Source organism: Rhizomicrobium sp. (assembly GCF_056722145.1).
In genome coordinates, this window is sequence record NZ_JBWZET010000209.1 from 1 (window position 1) to 6,685 (window position 6,685).

Annotated in this window: 4 protein-coding genes; 2 read left to right on the forward strand and 2 right to left on the reverse strand. The window is 63.8% G+C overall.

The features are described from left to right. A partial coding sequence (locus tag AC1P6P_RS11240) for an alcohol dehydrogenase catalytic domain-containing protein (RefSeq protein ID WP_481402530.1) occupies positions 1–518 on the reverse strand: 518 nt, incomplete at its 3' end. Positions 519–783: 265 nt separating this feature from the next. Here AC1P6P_RS11240 and AC1P6P_RS11245 point away from each other — a divergent pair. Next, entirely contained in the window at positions 784–2,805 is a 2,022-nt protein-coding gene (locus AC1P6P_RS11245; RefSeq protein WP_481402531.1) for an alpha/beta hydrolase family protein, read from the forward strand. Positions 2,806–2,878: 73 nt separating this feature from the next. On the opposite strand, the gene AC1P6P_RS11250 is transcribed toward AC1P6P_RS11245, so the two are convergent. Beyond that, the gene (locus AC1P6P_RS11250) at positions 2,879–4,936 is read right to left on the reverse strand and encodes a thioredoxin domain-containing protein (protein ID WP_481402532.1); all 2,058 of its coding nucleotides are present in this window, start codon (positions 4,934–4,936) and stop codon (positions 2,879–2,881) included. A 144-nt stretch (positions 4,937–5,080) separates the two neighbouring features. On the opposite strand from AC1P6P_RS11250, the gene mnmE reads away from it, so the two are divergent. Further along, entirely contained in the window at positions 5,081–6,394 is a 1,314-nt protein-coding gene (gene mnmE / locus AC1P6P_RS11255) for a tRNA uridine-5-carboxymethylaminomethyl(34) synthesis GTPase MnmE (protein WP_481402533.1), read from the forward strand. The last annotated feature ends 291 nt before the right edge of the window (positions 6,395–6,685 follow it).

A 6,685-nucleotide genomic window follows, 5' to 3' on the forward strand; every position in this document is an offset into this window, starting at 1 on the left:
TCGGACCCGACGGTGCCGATCACTTTGACGCCAAGATGTTTCGCCCATTGGCCGGCAATCAAGCCGACGCCGCCGGCGGCGGAATGGAACAGGATGGTTTGCCCGGCCTGGATCGGGAAGGTCTGCTTCAACAAATACTGTACCGTCAGCCCCTTCAACAGCGCCGCCGCGGCGATTTCGAAAGTGATCGCGGCGGGCAGCTTCACCAGCTTGTCGGCGGGCACCACATGGGCCTCGGCATAGGCGCCGATCGGGGCAGTGCAGTACGCCACACGGTCGCCCGGCGCGAACCCGGTGACCTCGCCCCCGACCGCCTCCACCGTGCCGGCCGCTTCGGTACCGAGGCCGCTCGGCAGCGCCAGTTTGTAGAGGCCGGAGCGGTGATAGGTGTCGATGAAATTGACGCCAATGGCGGCGGCGCCAACCAGCACGTCGTCCGGGCCTGGTCGCGGAGTAGCGACCTCTTCGAGGGCGAGGACCTCAGGTCCGCCAGTCTTCAGGATGCGAATGGCTTTCATGGCGTCGGTTTTCCGATGGTGTGCAGGTTTGGTGGGGGTGATGGTAGCGCAAATTCGCGTCACGCCGCAGAAATGTGCGGGTTGAGACGATCCAGCTCACTTGGCAACTGCCCAAAAGGCGAAGTTTGGCTTACCCTGCCGTCCTGCGGGCGGGGTGGGCGGCGCCAAGTGGTGTTTTGCCATCGGTCCGGGGTCATTGCGTGCAGCGCTTTCGCAGCGCTACACACCAGAAACGCGTACCGGATCGATCACTTTTGGGGGACCAATGAACAAGCGAACCATCTGCGTGAGCCTGGCGGGAATGCTGGCTGCCGCATTGCCCGTAGCGGCACAGACGCCGCCGGCCAAACCGCCGGTGGAGGCGTTCGGCAATCTGCCGATGATCGCCCAGCCGCAATTGTCGCCGGACGGGAAATATTTCGCCACCATCCAGATGCGCAAGAACCGCGCGACCACGCTGATCTACCAAACCGATGCGCCGGCTGGTGCCGTGCCGGTGGAGATTCCGACCGGCGACCTGATTACTGCCGGCATCACCTGGACCAACAACGACCGGCTCGTCATCATCCTCAAGAATAATTACCGCCTGAAGAGCGAAAAGGCGGAAGGGACGGTAGCGACACTATATCGTTCGATCGCGATTAGCCCGGACGGTTCTAACCCGGTGGTGCTGCTGGAAAACATCAAGGGCATGCACTTCAACGGGTCGACCGCCGACATCGTCGGCTTCGACAGCACTGATCCCAATCACATCTATATGGCGGCGAGGGTGGCGCATGTGGTGGTCGACTGGGGCGAAGCCAGCAAGCTGGAGAAAGACGAAAACCCCTTCCATTTCGATCTCCTGAAAGTCGACGTCAACACCGGCAAGGGCGAGACCATCGCCGAAGGCGAGCACGATGTTCACCTCTCCACTGACGACTGGGTGATGGACGGAAGCGGCAATGTCGTGGCCCGCATGGACACGACGTACGCTCCGCTGGAAGAGCTGCTGTACGTCAAGCGTGGCAGCAGTTTGGTCAAGGCGGCGACATTCGATTGGAGCGGCCTCAAAGACGTCCACGTCGAGGGCCTGGCCCCGGACGGGTCCGGACTGATCATCCGTCGTGAACACATCAATGATTTCGATTTTCTCGAGAAGCTGGATTTCGCCACCGGCGCAATCTCGCCGTTCTTTTCGGTGCCCAATCACGACGTCGAAGGGGCTCTGGTCGACCGCAACACACGGCAGGTGGTGGGTGTCGTTTATCGCGACGACGCCGTCCATGTGCAGTACTTAAATCCCGAGCTGCAAGCCTTGCAAACCGGCCTGGAAACCGCGTTCGCTGGACGCAGCGTGCGTGTGGTGTCGCGCAATCGCGATTACGGCCGCGTCATTGTCGAGGTTTCGGCGCCGCGCCTGCCGCCGAGCTATTACTATGTCAACCGCACCACCCACCAGGCGTTCCTGATCGGCAGCTCCTATCCCAATTTGAGCGAAGCCGATCTCGGGGAGGTCAGAGCCTATTCCTACAAGGCGCGCGATGGGCTTGAGATTCACGCCTATCTCACCCTGCCGCCGGCCAAAGCGGCGAAGAACCTGCCGGTGGTCATCATGCCGCACGGCGGGCCGAATGTGGAAGGCGACGGCCAGCGCTTCGATTGGTGGGCGCAGTTCCTGGCCAATCGCGGCTATGCCGTGTTGCAACCCAATTTCCGCGGCACGACCGGCTACGGTAAGGCGTTCTTTACGGCCGGAACCAGGGCCTGGGGCCTCAGCATGCAGGACGACCTGACCGACGGCGTTGCCAAGCTGATCGCCGATGGTATCGCCGATCCCAAGCGCGTCTGCATCGTCGGTGCCAGCTATGGCGGCTATGCCGCGTTGGCGGGCGCGACCTTCACCCCCGAGCTTTATCGTTGTGCCTTCGCCTGGGCGCCGGTCAGCGATCTGCCGTGGATTTTGCGCACCGACAATCCCCGCAACACGCCCGGCACCAAAAGAACGTCGGCCTTGACGGCGCAGATCGGCAATGTCGGCGACGATTTTGATCGGCTGGTGGCAACCTCGCCCGACCGTCATGCCGAAAAGGTCACGAGTCCAATCCTGATCATGCATGGCGAGCGCGACACCACCGTCGACATCGACCAGAGCGAAAAGGAAGTCGCGGCGCTGCAAAAAGCCGGGAAGAAGGTGGAGTTCATCCGCATTGGCGGCAACGAGGACCACCACCTCAACTTCCCGGAATCGCGCATCCGCATGCTGACCGAGCTCGAGCGCTTTCTGAGAGAAAATATCGGCGAGTAGCGCCGGTTCCGGTCCAAGAGAAAGCCCGGCCTGGAATGTCCAGACCGGGCTTTTTTACGATCGAGGCGCGTCTTTACTGCGGGCGCTGGCCCTGCTGCGGCGGACGGGCCGGCAGCTGCAGCACCTGGCTGAGGGTCACCGGATTGGCGATCGGGGCCGAGCAGTTCTGATGCTGGCAGACGTACGCGGTCGGCTGGCCGTTCTCCATCGTCTTGCCGCGGGCCGGATGGCCTTCGGGCAGGTCTTCGGACGGGTCGACCACCAGCAACAGGCGGTTGGGCAGGCTGCGGCCGAGCACGGCGCTGACGAGTTCGCGGGTCTTCTGGGCTTCGCGCGGGCCGACGATGACGATCTGCAGGCCGGCGACCAAGGTCTCGAGGCCGTTGAGGAAGCTGCCCATCGCCATGAACGAGCGGCCGACATCGCCGGCGAAGGCGCCGATGACGTTGCCGGCGCGGTCGCGATGACCGACGTCGCCGGTGGCGAGGTACAATTTTGCAAGCACGCTCACCATGGTGCCGTTGGCCGAGGGGGCGGCGGCATCATATACCGTGCGGACGCGATGGATCAGCGCCTCGTCGTCGATCGCCGTCTGGAAATAGCCGCCGCCGGCGGCGTCCCAGAAGAACTCGTTGAGGACGGCGGTCCAGCGCTTGGCCCAATCGAGATACTGCTTGTCGCTGGTCGCTTCGAACAGCGCGAGCGCGGCGCGCGCCATGTGGGCATAGTCGTCGGCGAAAGCGGCATGGCCGCGCTTGCCGTCGCGCCAGGAGTGGAACAGACGATCGCCTTCGGCCATCGCCTTGGTGACGAAGGCGAACGCCTTCTGCGCCGCGACGATCCAGTCGACCACGCCGTAAGAAGCGCCGGCGTTGGCGAGGGCGGCGATCATCATGCCGTTGGCGTCGGCGAGCACCTTGTCGTCACGCAGCGGCGCCTTGCGGGTCTGCTGGCGGGCGGCGAGGAGCAGATCGCGCTGGCGCTTGAGCAAGGCTTCGTCGGCATCGGCGAGCGGGAAGGGGAAGCCGCCGGTGCGGGCAACGATGTTCTTGCCGTTGAACGGGCCTTCCGGGCGGATCGCATAAACGTCCTTGAACCGCTGAGCGAAGGTGCCCATCAGCGTGGCGTCGATTTCCGGCGCGGTCCACAGGTAATAGGCGCCCTCTTCGCCATCGACATCGGCATCGAGACTGGAGGCGAAGGCATCGCCGACCGTCATCTCGCGCAGCACCCAGCCGATCGTCTCGTCGACGCGGGCGCGGTACAGCGGCACGCGATTGTGGACGCCGATGGTGGTGAGAAGGTCGACCATCAGGGCGTTGTCGGACAGCATCTTCTCGAAGTGCGGGACCAGCCAGCGCTCATCGACGGCATAGCGGTGGAAGCCGCCGCCGACATGATCGTAGATGCCGGCCAGGCACATCGAATCGAGCGTCGTCTGGACCAGCTGCGGGAACTGCATCGCGCCGGAGCGCAGGAAGCCGCGCCACAGGGTTTCGATCAGGGCCGGGTTGGGGAATTTGGGGGCGCCGGTGACGCCGCCATAGAAGATGTCGAAGCGCTGGGCGACATGCACCGCCAGAACGTCGATCAGGCGCGGATCGAACGGGCCCCGGAGATCGCGCGTCCAGTTGGCGCCGACCGCGGCCGAGATGTTGGTCGCATCGGTGGCCACGACGTCGGCGGCGTCCTTGTATTTCTTGGCGACCTCGTCGAGCACGCGCTTGAACGGCGGCTGGCCGAAGCGCTCCTCGTTGGGGAAATAGCCGCCGACGAAGAAGGGCTCGCCCTTGGGATTGAGGAAGATGGTGAGCGGCCAGCCGCCCTGATAGCCCATCGTCTGCGCGGCAGCCTGATAGAGCTGGTCGATGTCGGGACGCTCTTCGCGGTCGACCATCACCGGGACGTAATTCTCATTGATGAAGGCCGCGAGTTCCGCGTCGGAGAAACTCTCCTTGTTCATCACATGGCACCAGTGGCAGGCGGTATACCCGACGGACAGCAGAATCGGCTTGCCGGAAGCTTCGGCTTCGGCAAAAGCGTCCTGGCCCCACGGGTACCAGTGGACGGGATTCTCCTTGTGCAGGAGCAGATAAGGGCTGGTTTCCTCGGTGAGGCGGTTGGTGCTCATCTTGTTCTTCCGGTGAGATGCGCGAGCGCGCATTGTTGCGGGACTGATTTGGACGAAGCTTTACGCGCGGACACGCGCGCTCACAAGAAGTCAGGCCGTCGCCCTCTAGGGTTGCGGGTAAATTGGTGAATTGCCGGAGGTCTTATGCGGCGCGACGAGACGATCTTTGCCTTGGCAAGCGGGGCCGGCCCGGTGGCGGTGGTGCGCGTGTCAGGACCGGCGGCGCGGTTTGCGGTCCAGATGGTGACGCGCAAAACCCCGCCACCGCCGCGCCGGGTAGTGCTGCGAGCCTTGCGCACCGGTTCGGGCGAAATTTTCGACCGCGGCCTGGTGCTGTGGTTTGCCGCACCCGACAGTTTGACTGGTGAAGACGTTGTCGAATTCCAGGTTCACGGCGGCCGCGCGGTGTTGACGGCGTTGACCGCGGCCTTGCAGGCGATCCCAGGTGTGCGACTGGCCGAGCCCGGCGAATTCACCCGGCGCGCCGTGGAGAACGGCAAGCTCGATCTGACCCAAGCTGAAGCCGTTGCCGATCTTGTTGCTGCCGAAACCGAAGCCCAGCGCCGCCAAGCCCTGCGGCAATATGACGGGGCTCTCGCCGCGCTGACCGACGGCTGGCGCAGCGACCTTGCCAGGGCGCTGGCCTGGGCCGAAGCGGCGATCGACTTCTCCGACGAAGAACTGCCTGAGGATGTGATGGCCGATGCGCGCCAGGCCGCGGCGGTGGTGCAGGACGCCATCGCCATCCGTCTCGGCGAAGCGCGGCGCGGCGAGATGGTGCGCGATGGTTTGGTCGTGGCCGTGGTCGGCGCCCCCAATGCCGGCAAGAGCTCACTGGTCAACGCCCTGGCGGGCCGCGATGTGGCGATCGTCTCCGAAGCCGCCGGCACCACGCGCGACATCATAGAAGTGCGGCTGAACCTCGGCGGCTATGCGGTCGTGCTGGCCGATACCGCCGGGTTGCGCGCCGCCGCCGACCATGTGGAGGCCGAAGGCGTCCGCCGGGCACTGGCCCGGGCCGAAGCCGCCGACCTGGTGGTGCTGGTGAAGGATGGGAGTGCGCCGGCTAATGGCCTGGAAGGTAATAGTAAGTTAGACAGCAATACTGTCTTAACGGTGTGGAACAAGGCTGATTTGCCATGGCCGGAGCCGCGCGACGGCCTCTGTCTGTCGCTGAAAACCGGCGAGGGGCTGGACGCCGTGGTGGAAGCACTTGCCGCTGCGGCGCGAGCGAAGTTGGAGAGCGGTGGCGAGGTGCCTCTCCTCACCCGCGCCCGCCATCGCGCGGCCCTGGAAGAAGCTGCCGCGGCGCTGGCCCGAGCCGAGGCGCAAGGGGTGCCCGAACTCTTCGCCGAAGACCTCCGCCTCGCCGTCCGCGGCATCGGCCGCCTCGCCGGCCGGGTCGACGTGGAAGACCTGCTCGACCTGATCTTCCGCGACTTCTGTATCGGTAAGTAGCCGGTATTAGGTAGCAGAGTTCCAAGCGCGTTGTTAACCAACACGTTAGGAACAACTCTAAATGCGATTGCGCTTGAGTCGGTGCGTGCATATGTAACATGTCAAGCGAACAATGCAGGAACAAAAGGATAGGTGGTATAAATGCGATTCGGGGGAGATTGGGCAATGAAGCAGCTTCTAAACGCATGCTTGGTTGTGCTCGGAATCGTGAATATCGCCCTGTTTTTGGTTTGGCTTTCGATTATTCGAGTTACGGCAATCACGGGCACTGCTGCCAAGGAAACATACTAC